Raw genomic sequence first — 14,182 nt, 5'->3', positions numbered from 1 at the left:
ATTCTTAATTTTGTAGAAAAGCAGAGATGCATTAAAAAGATAAAATGAACAAAGTATATTCAGAACAGGGTACTTTTTTATTAGGAATAGCCAACTCAGAACAGTTTGCCTTAGATAAGCCCGTTCAGTTTAGCGAATACACGGTTTTGTTTGTTAGTGAAGGGGAAGGGATCTATCATGCCGATTTTGCTTCGTTTCATTTTTCGGGTCCCGTTTTATTGTTTTCGACACCTCAACAATCTATTCACATAAAAGAAATGAAAGCTGTTGAGTATAGTGTTTTACAATTTCATGGTGATTTTTATTGCATTGAATACCATAGAAATGAAGTTGCCTGTAACGGCTTACTCTTTAATAATATTTATATAGAACCGTCTATACAACTGTCTGCCGAACAACATGAGCTGTATGCGCAGTTAATGAATCAGATCAGAGATGAGCTCAGGCAGGAAACACCTTCGGAAATTGTATTGAGAGCCTATATTCAGCTTTTTCTGGCGAAATCGAGCAGTATCAAAATGAGTTGTATCGAAAAACAAGAGCTTCAAAAAGATGAAAAAATGGATCAGTTTAAACTGCTGCTCGAAGAACATTTTTTAGACCTTCACAAACCAAGTGATTATGCTTCTTTATTAGCAATGACTTCTAATAGTTTAACCAAACAATGCAACAAACGTTTCAATAAAACTCCGACACAAATGATTCAGGAGCGATTGATTTTGGAAGCCAAAAAACACCTGCACCTTACCAGAATGAGCATTAAAGAAATTGCTTTTGCTTTAAAATTTCAGGACGAATACTATTTTAGCAGGGTCTTCAAAAAAATGACTAAGGTTTCTCCACAAACTTTCAGAAAAACAACCGGAATCTCTGTTGTGGCAGATTTGTCTAGGTAATATCCTTTTTCGTCCATTCTTTGCGGTGGTATGCGGACGTAGTTTTGCGCTGTAACTTTTAAACAATTAATTTAAAAACAGCAGCAATGAAAAATACCCTCTTAAATGCCATCGCCAATTTAGATCAACTCGGAAAAAAAGCAGTACGTGCCGGAATTGTAGTTGTTTTTCTATGGATTGGCGGACTTAAATTTTTTACCTACGAAGCAGATGGAATTGTGCCGTTTGTGGCCAACAGTCCGTTTATGTCTTTCTTTTACGAGCACCCTTCTGAATACAAAGAGTATGGGAATAAAGAAGGAGAGTTAATTGCCAAAAATCACGAATGGCACCTTGAGAACAATACCTACGGGTTTGCCAACGCTCTTGGAATTTTATTAATTGGAATCGGGATTCTGGTAGCCCTTCATCAATGGGCACCTTTGGCCAGTATGATTGGCAGTATATTGGTTTTTATACTAACCATTGGCACACTTTCTTTTTTGGTAACCACACCCGAAAGCTGGGTACCGCATTTAACTGACGATCAATACGGATTTCCTTATTTGTCCGGCAGGGGACGTCTGGTTTTAAAAGATATTGTTATTCTGGGAGCTTCACTAATTACCATGAGTGAATCGGCAGCATTGTATTTGAAAAAGAAACATTGAAACAAAAAAGAGCCTTTAGCAGCATGCTAAAGGCTCTTGATTCTTTGTCTAGCAAAAGATTGAAATTATTGAACTGTTACGGCATAACTTAGATTGGAAGTGCCAGACTCTCTTTTAAATCTCATTCGGTCATACACTCCGGCAGGAACTCCGGCCGGAATTTTTAAGGTGGCTTTATAAGAAGTAAGTTTTACAATTTCTAAAGGATAAGTTACAGCTGTATTAGCGGTGTTGTAAATTTCTACGGAAGTCAGTAAATCCAATAAACCGCCTCGTACTTCAAGTGTTTCGCCGGAACGTTTGGTAGTTGGAAAACCAAATCTTTCGGTTTTAAAATAATCGGGCTCGACCACTTCGACTTTAAACCTGTTTTCTACACTGGCATTCTGAAGGGTGTAGGCTCCGTTTTTGATGCGCAGATCATACATTCCCAATGGCATATTTTCGGAAAGAAAGTAATACACTCCATATTCCAGAAACGGAGCGGTAGTTTCGCCACTACCTAAGTAAGCAATTTCTGCGGTATACTCTATTTTTTGGTCGGCAGCAGACACAAAATAGACTCTGGTATCTTTAAGGCTCATCCATAAATCATTGATGATGGCCGGATCACTGGTACCGCGATTGGTCATTTTTGCCATAAAACCTTTGGTTATAGGTTCTTCGGCGGTCGAAGTCCATGTTCTCGGCTCTTTTTGCCTGAAATCTATTTTCAGTGTGTACTTTTTTGTAGTACCTGCTTTTGAAGTTACAGTATAAACGGTACCGTCCTTAAAAGCCACTTCTGCACCTGATGCAGGAGAAATGACAGCTTCTGTGCCCAAGATAATTTCGGGTTTAACGGTTTCCGGAAGTAGCAGGTGGTTGCTCCAGGTAATTACAATATTCTCTTCTGTTAGTGCTGCGCTTATCGAATTATTATCAGCATCTTTAATGGTAAAGGATTCAATATGGGTATATCCCGGCACTTTTATAACATCTGCAGGGATAGTATTGACTTTGTCTATATATTCTGTATCGCACGAAAGGCACAGCAGTGTTATAAAAAGAAGGGCAATCTTATATAAAAAGACAGGATAATGGATTCTTTTATTCATGATTGTATTGTCTATTTAATTTTTAATTGATTTTATTTATTAGTTTTGCCACTTATTGGATAAGTAGGCTTTTATTTTTTAAAATGCCTGTTTTACAATGCTTACGGTAATTTTATAAAGCCGTTTGTGGTCATGGGGGAATGATATAGGGCAGGGGGTATTTTGCAGTGGATCGCCGGTCAGCTTTTGCTGCAGTTACCTTTATCTATTTCGTGCTCCCATGTTCTTTTTTTACGCTGTTATTAATTATTTTACCTGTGTCCAGTTATAGTTTACTGTACTGTTAGAAGATCCCGGTGTAATGCTTGTTACTTTAACCAAATAAGCTTCTAGAGCTGATGCAGGGCTGGTAACTGATTGTGAATTTGTTCCTGAATTGGTTCTCCAGATCACAATAGCTTTCGCAGGAGTCATAACGTGTGTCAGGATGTTGTAAGAGTAATATCCCAAACCATAGTTTGCTCCGGATATAGTTCCGTTGTATCCCAATACATTGTAAGGATCTGCCGGAGAAGTTCCAACATTACCTGATGCGTTTTTAACTACGATGTTTGCATTCCAGCTGTCCCAGTCATCACAAGTCTGGTTTAAGTTCACAGTACCAACATACCATTTACCGGTATTACCTACCGGACGGATTGAACCACCGTAGATTCCTTCCCATTGAACATTAACACCTCCAATTGCGGCAGCAACAGGAGTCCAGTTTGTGTAAGTAGACGAAGGGGCTGCAGTTCTGTTTACAGTAACAGAAGTTGAAGTAACCGTGCAAAGGGCTAAAGCCGATTTCTTAGTTAAATTGGTTCCTTGCGATTGTTCGTTTGCTACTGCTTGTGTTTCTGCATTTTGTTCGTCAGTACTACAAGATGTAAATGAAATAGCAGCCACTGCTAAAATTGATAGAATTATTTTTTTCATAATGATTTATATTTGATAGATTAAGTGGCTTCTTTTATTACCTCGGCAGTATAAACAGGCATTTTTATGTTTCTGAAATTTAGTTTGTTATTCGGAACGGATATTTCATTGTGGCCGACAGATTGTAACTTTCCATCATGAACCAGTAATCGGTATCCGATTTAAGAGGGACAACAGTATTGGCATTGTCTGCAAATACATACATTGCATAAAAACTTCCAATGTCCAGACCTTCATTGTATTGTTTCATCTGCCATTTTTTATTGCCCTGTGCATCTACTACAAATATTTTTGTAACCTCATACGACGGCAGGAAGTTTTGCCCTTTTACAGTAAGCGGACTGTCTGTACTAATCAAAAAAGGATCGGTTGCATTTGAAACCTCATTTACCACTAATTTAGGCTGTTGTATCACCACATTCACCGTGTAAACAGCAGTGGTACCGTCGGTAGCTTTGGTGGTATAGGTTACCGGAGTTTTGCTGAAAACAGGTATAAGCTCCTTAGCAGCAGGCGAAATAGTAGTATTGGCGGGTACTGTTATGGCTGCTTCAAGATATTGGTATTCATAATAAGAAGGCAGGTATACCGTAACTGTTTTCTTTAAATTGTTTACGGCACTATGGATCACCTGTGTAGTCCCCGGATTTGTTACGCGAAAAGAGATAATTCTTTTGGCATCCAGAGTTGTAACTATTTCTGTAATGGGCTTTTCTTTTACATCTGTCCATCTTTCTTCTTCGTTGCTACAACCTGTCAGAAGGGCAAGTAGCGCAAAAGCAGAAAAAAGAAGGTTTGATTTTAATGGAGTAATTTTGGTATTCATGTGAATTGATTAGGTTATTTGATTTCAAATTTGGTGCTACCGGCAGGTACCATTACATAGTCAAAAGTGTAATACATGTGTGGAGTGTCTTTGTACCAGTCCTTAGAATTGTATACGTCTTTATAAACGGAGATCATTTTGATTTTGGCATAACTACCGTTGGCAGTCTTAAGGATAACCGTTCTGGCTGGAATCACAGTACCGTTTGTAATTTTAAGAGATTCTCCAAGTGCATAAGCAACATGTGCTTTCTGTGGATTCTTTCCGTCCGATACCACATCGCCACCAAAGTCGTACAAGTACCAGCCAGTTCCATTTCCGAAAGAGCCGGCATCATCGGTGCCAATAAGGTCAATTCCGGTTTTAAACTGATTGTCGGCCGGGATATCAACTACCTCGTTAAAAGGCTTGGCTACAATCGTGATTCCGCCTATACCACCTGCAAGCGATCCGTTATTCTGCGAGTTGCTGCCGTTGTTTCCGGATAAAAAGCTGGCATAAAGTCCACCGAAAGCTAAGTCCCATTTACGGGTTTTTTTATAAGATCCCTCTACGGCTTTATTCTCTTCAAGGCTATAATAAAGTGTTGCCGATGGAGCGGTAGGATTGGCATCAGAGGTGCTTCCCTGATAATTTTTTACATGTATTACTTTATAGAATAAGCCTGTTGCAGGCACTTCAGTTTGGGGATTACCACCATTTCCGTTTTCGGGATCGGTCACTTTGGAATCATCTCCAGAGCAGGCTGTAAGCAATACAGTGAGAAGAAAAACGGTCAGTAGGGGGCTGGACAGTTTTTCGGTTAGGGTTTTGAATTTTGTCATGTTATTAAATTAATTGGTATTTAAATTTTTACTTCCGTCCTGTTGCACGTAATATTTAAAAGTAAAATAGGGTGCAGGCCAGTTAAGGTCGGTTACTGCCGGGGGATTGCCTTTGTAGGCATTTACGAGCTGTAGTTTTGCATATTTTCCATTCGGCAATCGCAGAACATAAGTGCGATCCGGAATGGCCTGCATAATATGACTGCTCAGACTGTAATAAAACCAGCCAGCAGAGCTTTCAGAAGAAGACCACCCGATTTTAGTGATTTCACTATTGTTAAAATCAGCATCAGCAGCGGCCTGGTTTACATTTTTGTAAGCCTCTTTGACTAAAACCACTGCTGTATTTTTGGCAGGGCCACCGTAACCCGGATTGTACTGGTATTTGCTGTTGTTTATAAAAACCTCACTGTTGTAAGGTCCGGTAAAGGCAATGTCCCAGTCGTTTGTTTTCATAAACTGCAACGAATCTGCTTTTGTATGCAGCCAGATTTGTTTCTGATCACTAAAGCGAAAAAGAAAAGTATGAAAGTTCCTTTTTTCTTTGCCTTTTGTTTCACCTCCCATTGCAGCTCCGGTATCTCCGGCAAGATCTGAAACGACAGTGCTTTTGCCATCGGCAAGAGTGGTTACCGTATTTTCTTCGTTACTGCTGCACGAAACAGCCTGTAGTGTTATAATGAGTAGTAATGCTAAAAGTCCTTTTTTGAGTATATGGTTTGTTATCATTGTGAAATATTTAAAGTAGATTAGTTTTATTGATTTTTAAAGAAGCGGTAGCTTACACCAAGAAGCAAAATTCGTCCTGGCTGCCCCGGTATTAGCGGATCTGTATAGTCAAAAATATTATCGGCCGTGAATCGGATACTGAGGTGATCTTTTAAAAGTTGTTTTTCAAAACTCGCATTGGTCAGCCAATAGTCCTTCACAAAAATGTCGTATTTGTCGATGAATTGATTCCCGTTGCGATCTCCGAACGGATATTTGCCTCTGAAATTAATTCTGATATTGGCGTTGAGTTTCCATGGTTCGTACCGATAAAAAATAGAAGTATTGGCCATGTGACGCGAGCGGTTTTCGATTCCCCAATAATCGGATGGCCTTGGTTTATAAGAGTTGCCGGTTGCCGGATCATGTATGTTTTGACTGTACGGCCATTTTCCTGCACTAATGCTGTCTTTAACGCTGAGATCTTTGGCAATGAGGTATTGATAACCGGCACTTACTTCCATATTTTTGATCGGACTGAATTTTAAAGCAAATTCAAATCCTTTGTTAACGGCTTCGGGCAGGTTTTGATAGGTATAAATAATTTGGCTATTGGTTCCGGTAGCCACCTGTATGCTATTGATTTGATTGGTGATTTTATGATAAAAAGCACTTCCTTCTATTTTAAAACTTTTGGCAGGTTCGAAGACTAATCCCGCATTGTACGAAATACTCTTTTCGGCCTGAAGATTACCGGCGGTCTGATTCAGTACATACTGTCTGATTTCGCTTATTTGACCGTCCTCTTTTAATTGCTGAAGCGTAGGAGCCAGGACTGCATTACCAATAACCAGATAATTTCCGTTCGGATTAAAAAATACCAGATAGTTTGTTTTAAAATCGGGAGCTTTAAATCCGGTTCCAATACCGGTTTTAAAAGTTAATTTTGGTGTAATGTAGTATTGTAATCCAAAACTTGGATTGAGTCTTCCTCCAAAATTATTGGTATGATCGTAACGCAACCCGCCAACCGCTTTTAATTTTTGAAAGGGAGTCCATTCGCCCTGAATATAGGAGAAGAAAGTTTGAAGAGAATTGACACCATTAAGCGATTTGTCGTTCATGTGCTCCAGACTTCCGCCAAGACCACCCACAAGCTGGTAGGAATTGTTGTTGCTGTACGAAAATTGCTGTTCCAAACGGTGTAACGTTTGTTTAAACACATCCTGACTTACTGAACTGTTGCTTTGCTGCCAGGCTACACTCATGTCGGCCGTATAATGGGTGAGGTAATATCGGGAGATACTTCTTAGATTGCTAGTAAAACGATGATCAAACGAAAGTGAAAGATTGAGATCCTGCTCGTCCTGATGGTCTCCGGAAATATGGCCAAGGCCAAAATCCTTCTGCATAAAAGAACGACGCAGACCGTAACGACCGCTTAAATTTAAATAACTGTTGGCGCCGGTTTGATAACGGGATCTTCCCTGTAAACTATAATTGTCATAGGGTGGGGATGTGGTGCCTTTTATGTATTTGGAGTTGGTATTATAACCATCGGTTCGGTAATAATTCGCCGCCAGATTTACGGTTCCTTTGTTCTGCAAAAAGGGTGTTTCGCCTTCCAAAGTAGCGTCAATAATATCCAGAGAACCATAACTTAAAGAAGCTTGCAGCTGTGGATCAATTACGCCATGGCGTGTAATAATATTAATCGTTCCGCCCAAAGCTTCACTGCCGTAAAGACTTGAAGAAGCTCCTTTAATGATTTCAATGCGTTCTATATTGGATACACTGATTCTCGAAAGATCGAAGTTGCCGTTATTCCGTCCAACCATAGGCTGACCATCGATGAGCACCATGATATATTCGCTGCCAAAGCCCTGCATTTGCACTCCTACAGATCGGGCACCGCCACTAATGTTGTTGACAATAGCGATACCGGTTTGCTCTTTTAAAACCTCGTCAAGTCTTCTGCTGCCCATCAGTTCAATGGTTTTACGGTCTATGACTGTAACAGGCATAGCGCTATATTGAGCATTAATAAGAGTTTCAGGATTGTTTTTCTTTGAGCGGCCTTTTATACTCACTTCATTCAGATCGATACCTCGCTCCATGTTCACCTGCAAGGGACGTATTGCTTTTCCATTTAAAACAAGCTGTTGGATGTAATCTTTATATCCCATGGTTGTGATTCTGATAGTGTAAGTTCCATTTGATAGTCCTTTAAATGAAAAAAAGCCTGTAGGATCGGATACCACGGATTTACCGGAAGACTCTAATATGACCAATGCTTGCGGCAGCGGATTTCCGGCATGAGAGACAAAACCGTTGATGCTGGTGCCGTTTTGAGCCTGAGTTAACGTTATATACAATACAAAAAAACAAGTGATGATTGTTTTCCTGGCAGGACCGTAAATGTTTTTGTTTTTCATTCTTATTGTTATCCATTGTCTATAGTGATCAAAGATTAATCGCGCACTATTCTTATTTAGACTTGGTAAAAATAATAATTAATACAGTAGTAATAGTACTTTTTTTACAGAATGAGCAAAAATTAAGTAGGTAAAAGATTATGAATATGAATTTAAACTTGAATTGGCGTGTTTTACTTGATTGTTTACTAGGTTTTTAAATGCTAATGAGATGTAATAAGCTTGTTTTGTATTTAAGAAAAAATTAACAATAAAAAAGCAGTAAAAGTGTTGAAAATATGGGCCGTTTTTTGAGTTATTTAACACTTAATTACTTTAAAATGGTTTCTAAAAAGAAAGAAAACGATGCTTTTTTTATTTAATGCGCTATAATTTTGATGCTCGTATTGCTCTAAATTCTATGCGATTTGATCCTTAAAAGAACAACAAAATCCCATTTCGAATTGAAATGGGATTCTTGAAGTAAATTTTTAATTTTTTTAATCTGTGGCGAGTTGAACTGCATAGGGCAAGGTATTAGGATACAGTTTTATATCCATTCTCCTGCGATGTTATGATCGTTTGGTAAATAAGTAAGGTACTGCACCATTCTTGGGCTTTGACCTTTGTTGGGTGTCGCGCAATGGGGCAGTGCACTATTCCAAATGATAAAATCACCTGCATTCCCAAGTATGGGTTCTGGTTTCAGTGTTTTTACAGCTTCTTCCCTAGGGTTAACATTTGGATCAAGGTTATTCAGCCAATCGTCTATTTTGTTGTGAAAGCCCGCAACACAATGAAAAGCACCATCCTCGACACCACAATCGGTGAGGTAGAGTAGTCCCTGCAGTTCGAATTTCATGGGTTGTTTTAAGCTGGTATCCCAATGTAGCGGACTTCCCAGAAAAGTAAAATCTTTAGTTTCGGGAGGATTAAAACTTACCTTATCAATCGTTTTGTATATTTCATCGGTGTTGTAAAGCTGCTCGTAGGCCTTTTTAATTTTTACCGAAAACCGATTGTGATTCAAAGTTTCATGATCGGAAAAGTTAAGCATCAGTCCCTTTTGATCCTCATGTCTTTCATACCAGCTTTCTTTTTTGTCGGGATCCATTTTTAGAAAATCCCAAATGGCCTTTTGCGTTGCCTGACAATCTTCTTCTGAGATGGCATTTTTTAGAATAACATAACCATTTTCATTCCAAAACCTAAGATCCTCTTGCGAGAGAACATCGCTAATCACATCTTCGGATTCATGATTTGCGTTTCGCATTCTTTTGTCGATCCAGTTTTTAAATGCCTCAAAATCGGGTTTTTCAAAATACAAGTACTGTAAGGTGTCTTCCATACCAATACCCATTTGGAATAAGACTTTAATTTCTGCATTCCAGGTTGCGTCATTACTTAGATCGGTAGTGCTGTCAGGGTGTAAAGTTCGTTTCCATAACTTTTCAAGAACAGTCAGGGAGTCTTTCATTTGGGGAGGTTTTATAATTTAAGAATCAATAGTTTCAAAAATAAGACATTTCAAGTTGCCTGCTTAAAGTATAAATACGCGTTTTTATTGTTTTAAAGTAGATTCCCAGTATGATTTTCTTTCAATCTCAGCTAATCAAAAAGTGTTAAAATCAGGTGTATTTACTTATTAATAATGTTGAAAATTTACCTATACTTGTGATAGGTTTGCGTGAGTAAACGATTGATTATAAGAGGCTAGTTAATTAGATAATTAGATAATTAGATTTTTGGAATTTGGAATTTTTAGAATTTGAAATTTGAATTTTAGGAGAAAGCTAAAAATCCTTTAAAGAGTAAGCGAAACTTTAAATTAAGAGATGATGGAAATTAGTTTTTTTTCCTCGACGATTGTTCAGGTTGCAATTTCATTAGTTATTAGCTGGGCTTTGTTTGCACTATTGTGTAGCATGATCCTTGAAGCAACAGTGCAGATAAAAAGCGAAAGAGGCCGGTTTTTCAGAAATAAAATTGTAGAAAAACTGTTTGATTTTTCGAATCAGATCAATTGGGGATTGTTGATGTACAACAACAGCAACATTAGATTGTTGACCAAGTCAGAAAAAGCTCCACCCGCCGAAATTAATTCCAAAACTATGGCAGAAGTGTTAATTGATACGGTTGCTAATGCTCAGGCAGCCAAAATACTTTTGCAGGAAAAAAAAGAAGATCTTAACAATAAGTATAACAATGACCTGCTCAATAATTTCGAATTTGCCATTACCTATCTGGGGCAGAGCGATTTGATTATGATGCTGAGAAATTCCATGAACAAAGCAAAAATCAAATCCTCCAGTTCTGATGCTGCTGTTGTAGAAAAAAGGCTTTATGAAGAGCTGGTTAAAGAAGTTACGACCTGGTTCGATCAGTTTAACGACCGAACCAGCGCCTGGTACAAAAAACTCTCCAGAAAACGTTTGTTTATCATCGGGCTTCTGGTGAGCGGCATTGTGAATATAGATAGTATTGCTTTGTTTAAGTATTATGATAGTAATCCAACGGCAAGAGCTGCCATGGTTGATTATTACACAAAGAACAAGGAACAATTAGAAGCACTAAGCGCAAAATATAACCCAACTGGACAAAGTGTGGTCGTAGATCAGGCCTCTCTCGCCCTGATTAAAAAGGATACTGAAAAATTAACAAAACAAATTGATAGCCTGAGAACGAATATTGATTTACCTATTGGCTGGAAGAAAGCGGTTTGTAAGGAAAAGAAAGACCCTTCGGGAAAAGATTGTTTTACGCTGTCTTGTATTTTGCTAAAAATATTGGGGATTATCATTTCGGCTTTTGTAGCGAGTTTAGGAGCTCCATTTTGGTTTGATGTTTTGAAAAAAGCAACCTCAACAGCTCAAACAGTAACTAAAGTAGTATAGTCATGAATAACAATTATAAAAATGCGCACACACACATATTCACCATGAATAATGCGCCCCAAAATTTTCTGGATCTGTATCTGCCTCCGTTTTTAGCAAAAGGAGTTGACAATTTTACCAATACTGATCTTGGCGCCTGGACCATCAGGCTTTTGGCCAGCAAGAATAAAGGAATGGCTAAACGATATGCTACGTTCCTGCAAATTGGTAAAAGTAAATACCAGACCGATATTTTTGAAGATCTAATGTCCCGATATCCCAACGAGACATTTCAGTTTGTTACCTTATGTCAGAACTTAGAATATTTGAGTGTTGGCAGATCGGTTAGTGGATTTGAAGGACAAATTGAAGAAATAATCGATATCAAAAGAAAATACCCTGCAAATATTTTACCCTTCTTCGGACTTGATCCGAGATGGAAAAGCAGCGGAGATGAAATTCAGAAAACGGTAGAACGTTATTTTGAGACCCAAATCGAAGTGGGAGGAACTTATATTTATCCTTTTCAGGGATTAAAATTATATCCGAGTACCGGTCATTATGCTTTTGATGTTAAACTAAAAAAAACCATGGAATGGGCCGCCGATAATGGTGTTCCGGTAATGACGCACACTTATTATCTGGGCGGAATTTACAATTACAGCAGGGAATATATTACCCGAAATCTTAACCCTGTTGATCCGTATACCGGAAACGTATACGGCATACCCAAATTTATAGAAGAGAAGGGAGGTTTTTTTGGAAATGTCTTTAACGGACAAACCCGCAGAAGCTGTAGGAGCAGCTGTTCTTATTTCTTGGAACCACATTCGTATGAATCGATGCTCGACAAAATTAAAAACCTTAAAATATGTTTTGCACATTTTGGCGGTGTAGGTCAGATAAAAGCATCGAGTGGAGACAATAAAGAAAGTGAGCAGGTTAATCCGTATGGGGTATTAAGAAAGAACTGGTTCAATCAGATACAAAACCTGATGACTCAGTACCCCAACGTTTATACCGATATATCATATGATGTTGCCGAATGTCTGGATAAAAAGAACAGTGATCTTTATGGGATATTTCTTGAGGAAGCCAATAAATCGTACGGAAAGCAAATACTGTTTGGAACAGATTATTTTATGACCGAGAAAGACAGTTTGGAACAAGATGCTGTCAAAGGTTTTAGAAACTACGCTTCAGATAAGATGCTTAGTAGTGGAAACTCTTTATGGGATCAAATGGCCCGAGATAATATCAACACTTACTTAAAGAGTAAGTACTATTAATGAAGAAATAGCCGAAATACATTTGAATACTATAAGATCCTCCTTTTAACTTCAAAGTAAGAGAGGCAGTCTGTCATTTGTCGATAATCAACAATAAAACCAAAATAAATACTAACCCTCAAAACCAAACATTATGAAATTGAAAATTACTTTAACACTTGCTTTTCTTTTAATTCTCTTAAAAGTTCAGGCGCAGACTCCTTCAATCAACGAAACCAAGAAAAAAGTATTCGAGAATAGCCTATCGTATCAAAAGGTGTATAAAAAGATTATTGAAGACGATCTAAAAATTATTGAAGCAGAGAAAAAGTTACTCAAAGAAAAAGTTACCTCTATAATCTCGGAAGATGAGAAGACAAAAATTTCTAAAACAATTGCTGAAAAAAACAAGGAAATTGAAGTATTAAAAAATAAACTGAAAAATCCGGCAAGAGATATTTTATACCATGAATATGATAGTTTGTATACACGAATAATAAAACAAAAAAGAGATAGTATTGCGGGATATAAAAAAGTTATAGCGGACAGAGGAGACAAGTTAACTCTGAAAAAGTTAGACTCGATTGCAGGATTAGTTAAAAAAAAGCAGGGAGAAGAACAGCAGACAATACAGGAAAAAAATGAAAGACTTTCTGCGCTGGACAAATTTGACTGGGTACTGCCTACATGGGAAAGAGCAAATCGAAGAAAGTTTTTTGAAGACATGTACAATAACAAGATAGAAAAGCTCATTTTCTTAAACTCATTTGCCTTAAACAGTAATACTGATGCGGCGTCTGTTCAGAATGAAATTGTTACCGATAATTTATTGGCGGTTCGTCTTACTTTCGGAAGTGTACTCTCGGTATCTTCAGGTTCTAAAAAAGATGGAGAAACACCAGAAGAGAAGGAGGAACAAGACAAATACAAAGCAGAGCAGGAAGCATTGAGCAGACTGGTAAACGGAGGAGGAAATTTTTATCTGGAAGCAATTCTACCTCTTGCTTCTACCAACCAAAGCAATGGGGATCAGTTTACATTTTATGCCTACGCTAATCTTAGAGGTGCAATGGATTTAAAAGATCTTAACAATAATGTAGATACCTCAACAGGTAACGGTAGTGCCGGATTAAATATATATATGGCGGTTTCATCAGACAACAAAAAATTCAATTTCTTTGCTCAGGGTAATGGGAATTTTACGGTTGGTAATAGGGGTTTTTACCAAAATTTGGGATTAAATTACGAAAAACCCTTTTTAAACGGTAAAGTGATAACCGGGGTTACTATTTTAAACAAATTCCGTCTTTCGGCAATTATAAGTGCATTTGGAAGCGACGAGAAAGTTAGAAGTAACAAAGTAACGGTTGGAATTCAGATACTACCATAGTTTGATTCTAAAAAAAAAGCTGAGATTTTTTGCATTTATTAAAAGAGCAGGTAAAATCTTAACCTCCAAAGTCGATTGACTTTGGAGGTTTTTTTTGCGGCAGGCTGTACAGAAGCCGGAACTGTTATTCTTACAATTAAAATCGAGTCTTTTATGTTTTGTGGTGTAAAAGTTATTTTTATTTAATTATCTTAAAATCAGGTATTTGTACTCTTTTTTGCTTAATTTAGTTTAACGAGTTTTGTTGTGTTTAAAATAAAATCCTACAAATGCGCTAGGTTTTGTAGGTAAATAATAGCGATGTATTAGTGTTTATGA

The 14,182-nt window shown here is 37.8% G+C and carries 12 protein-coding genes; 5 read left to right on the top strand and 7 right to left on the bottom strand.

What is annotated here, in order from left to right:
* Positions 1-44 precede the first annotated feature (44 nt).
* Entirely contained in the window at positions 45-896 is an 852-nt protein-coding gene (locus OLM61_RS18600; protein WP_264524092.1) for a helix-turn-helix domain-containing protein, read from the top strand.
* A gap of 86 nt (positions 897-982) precedes the next feature.
* Positions 983-1,546 (top strand): YkgB family protein, encoded by a 564-nt coding sequence (locus OLM61_RS18595; RefSeq protein ID WP_264524091.1) that lies wholly within the window; start codon positions 983-985, stop codon positions 1,544-1,546.
* Positions 1,547-1,611: 65 nt separating this feature from the next.
* Here OLM61_RS18595 and OLM61_RS18590 read toward each other — a convergent pair whose 3' ends face one another.
* The 7 genes from OLM61_RS18590 to OLM61_RS18560 all read right to left on the bottom strand — a co-directional run bounded on the left by OLM61_RS18590 (position 1,612) and on the right by OLM61_RS18560 (position 9,810).
* Complete coding sequence (locus OLM61_RS18590) at positions 1,612-2,643, bottom strand: hypothetical protein (RefSeq protein WP_264524090.1); 1,032 nt, start codon at positions 2,641-2,643, stop codon at positions 1,612-1,614.
* Positions 2,644-2,889: 246 nt separating this feature from the next.
* On the bottom strand, positions 2,890-3,561 hold the full coding sequence (locus OLM61_RS18585; protein WP_264524089.1) for a hypothetical protein: 672 nt from the start codon (positions 3,559-3,561) through the stop codon (positions 2,890-2,892).
* A 79-nt stretch (positions 3,562-3,640) separates the two neighbouring features.
* Positions 3,641-4,387: a DUF5018 domain-containing protein gene (locus OLM61_RS18580; protein ID WP_264524088.1), complete on the bottom strand. Its 747-nt coding sequence runs from the start codon at positions 4,385-4,387 to the stop codon at positions 3,641-3,643.
* Between the two features lie 14 nt (positions 4,388-4,401).
* Positions 4,402-5,211 (bottom strand): HmuY family protein, encoded by an 810-nt coding sequence (locus OLM61_RS18575; RefSeq protein ID WP_264524087.1) that lies wholly within the window; start codon positions 5,209-5,211, stop codon positions 4,402-4,404.
* Positions 5,212-5,220: 9 nt separating this feature from the next.
* Positions 5,221-5,940, bottom strand: a complete 720-nt coding sequence (locus OLM61_RS18570; protein ID WP_264524086.1) for an HmuY family protein — start codon at positions 5,938-5,940, stop codon at positions 5,221-5,223.
* Positions 5,941-5,966: 26 nt separating this feature from the next.
* Positions 5,967-8,354, bottom strand: coding sequence for a TonB-dependent receptor (locus tag OLM61_RS18565; RefSeq protein ID WP_264524085.1), 2,388 nt, complete (start codon positions 8,352-8,354; stop codon positions 5,967-5,969).
* 529 nt (positions 8,355-8,883) lie between these two features.
* Positions 8,884-9,810, bottom strand: a complete 927-nt coding sequence (locus OLM61_RS18560) for a phytanoyl-CoA dioxygenase family protein (protein ID WP_264524084.1) — start codon at positions 9,808-9,810, stop codon at positions 8,884-8,886.
* Between the two features lie 358 nt (positions 9,811-10,168).
* Here OLM61_RS18560 and OLM61_RS18555 point away from each other — a divergent pair, with 358 nt between their 5' ends.
* The 3 genes from OLM61_RS18555 to OLM61_RS18545 all read left to right on the top strand — a co-directional run bounded on the left by OLM61_RS18555 (position 10,169) and on the right by OLM61_RS18545 (position 13,864).
* A complete protein-coding gene (locus tag OLM61_RS18555; RefSeq protein ID WP_264524083.1) occupies positions 10,169-11,227 on the top strand; it encodes a hypothetical protein in 1,059 nt (352 codons plus the stop codon).
* A 2-nt stretch (positions 11,228-11,229) separates the two neighbouring features.
* On the top strand, positions 11,230-12,495 hold the full coding sequence (locus OLM61_RS18550) for an amidohydrolase family protein (RefSeq protein WP_264524082.1): 1,266 nt from the start codon (positions 11,230-11,232) through the stop codon (positions 12,493-12,495).
* A gap of 133 nt (positions 12,496-12,628) precedes the next feature.
* Positions 12,629-13,864 carry a hypothetical protein gene (locus OLM61_RS18545; RefSeq protein ID WP_264524081.1) on the top strand — a complete coding sequence of 412 codons (1,236 nt, stop codon included), beginning with the start codon at positions 12,629-12,631 and terminating at the stop codon, positions 13,862-13,864.
* The last annotated feature ends 318 nt before the right edge of the window (positions 13,865-14,182 follow it).

The organism is Flavobacterium sp. N502536 (assembly GCF_025947345.1).
Lineage (GTDB): Bacteria > Bacteroidota > Bacteroidia > Flavobacteriales > Flavobacteriaceae > Flavobacterium.
The sequence above is the reverse complement of the archived record's forward strand: the minus strand, read 5'-3'. Positions and strand labels throughout refer to the sequence as shown.

What these genes read in the sequence shown, in the direction of transcription:
- OLM61_RS18600 (WP_264524092.1), top strand. Translation starts at nt 45, where the DNA reads ATGAACAAAGTATATTCAGAACAGGGTACTTTTTTATTAGGAATAGCC.
- OLM61_RS18595 (WP_264524091.1), top strand. Translation starts at nt 983, where the DNA reads ATGAAAAATACCCTCTTAAATGCCATCGCCAATTTAGATCAACTCGGA.
- OLM61_RS18590 (WP_264524090.1), bottom strand. Translation starts at nt 2,643, where the DNA reads ATGAATAAAAGAATCCATTATCCTGTCTTTTTATATAAGATTGCCCTT.
- OLM61_RS18585 (WP_264524089.1), bottom strand. Translation starts at nt 3,561, where the DNA reads ATGAAAAAAATAATTCTATCAATTTTAGCAGTGGCTGCTATTTCATTT.
- OLM61_RS18580 (WP_264524088.1), bottom strand. Translation starts at nt 4,387, where the DNA reads ATGAATACCAAAATTACTCCATTAAAATCAAACCTTCTTTTTTCTGCT.
- OLM61_RS18575 (WP_264524087.1), bottom strand. Translation starts at nt 5,211, where the DNA reads ATGACAAAATTCAAAACCCTAACCGAAAAACTGTCCAGCCCCCTACTG.
- OLM61_RS18570 (WP_264524086.1), bottom strand. Translation starts at nt 5,940, where the DNA reads ATGATAACAAACCATATACTCAAAAAAGGACTTTTAGCATTACTACTC.
- OLM61_RS18565 (WP_264524085.1), bottom strand. Translation starts at nt 8,354, where the DNA reads ATGAAAAACAAAAACATTTACGGTCCTGCCAGGAAAACAATCATCACT.
- OLM61_RS18560 (WP_264524084.1), bottom strand. Translation starts at nt 9,810, where the DNA reads ATGAAAGACTCCCTGACTGTTCTTGAAAAGTTATGGAAACGAACTTTA.
- OLM61_RS18555 (WP_264524083.1), top strand. Translation starts at nt 10,169, where the DNA reads ATGATGGAAATTAGTTTTTTTTCCTCGACGATTGTTCAGGTTGCAATT.
- OLM61_RS18550 (WP_264524082.1), top strand. Translation starts at nt 11,230, where the DNA reads ATGAATAACAATTATAAAAATGCGCACACACACATATTCACCATGAAT.
- OLM61_RS18545 (WP_264524081.1), top strand. Translation starts at nt 12,629, where the DNA reads ATGAAATTGAAAATTACTTTAACACTTGCTTTTCTTTTAATTCTCTTA.